This window comes from Stenotrophomonas sp. GW821-FHT09E08, assembly GCF_059416125.1.
Map to the genome: position 1 here is coordinate 1 of NZ_JBWKOO010000039.1, position 749 is coordinate 749.

The window sequence follows — 749 nt, forward strand, 5'->3', positions numbered from 1 at the left end:
CGTGACTTCACGCCGGTGCCGCTGACCGGTGCCAGCCTGGATGCGAAGTACGCGGTGAAGACCGAAGTGATCACCTCGCACAACGTAGCCGCGCGCCTGGAAGGCAGCAGCCACCCGGACGAGACCGTCATCTACAGTGCGCACTGGGATCACATCGGCGTGGGCGAGCCCGACGCACGCGGCGACCGCATCTTCAACGGCGCTCTGGACAATGCCAGCGGCACCGCCTCGCTGATCGAGCTTGCCCGCGGTTTCGCCAAGCAGAAGCGCCCGCAGCGCTCGGTGCTGTTCCTGGCGGTGACCGCCGAAGAGAAGGGCCTGCTGGGTTCGGAGTACTACGCCACCCATCCGCTGTATCCGCTGGAAAAGACCGTGGCGATGATCAACATGGACGGCATGGCACCGTTCGGTCCGTCACGTGATTTCGGTATCTATGGCGCAGCGCGCTTCGAGTTGCTGGACCAGCTGAAGGACGTCGCGAAGGGCTGGGACATCCGCTACACGCCGGACCCGAAGCCGGAAGCCGGCCTGTTCTTCCGCTCCGATCACTTCCCGTTCGCCAAGCGCGGCGTGCCCGCGCTGTCGTGGTCGGCTGGCCAGGACTGGGTGGACGGCGGCGTGGCCGCAGGCAAGAAGGCCTCGGAGGACTACACCGCCAAGCGCTACCACCAGCAGGGCGACGAATGGCAGCCGGACTGGGTGTTCGCCGGTGCCGCCCGCGACCTGGAAGTGCTGTACACGCTGGGCAA

Annotated in this window: 1 protein-coding gene; it reads left to right on the plus strand. The window is 66.5% G+C overall.

All coding sequences use genetic code 11. The features are described from left to right. Nucleotides 1-749, plus strand: a 749-nt coding sequence (locus AC07M7_RS21115; protein WP_495208225.1) for a M28 family metallopeptidase, incomplete at both ends; no start/stop codon positions are given.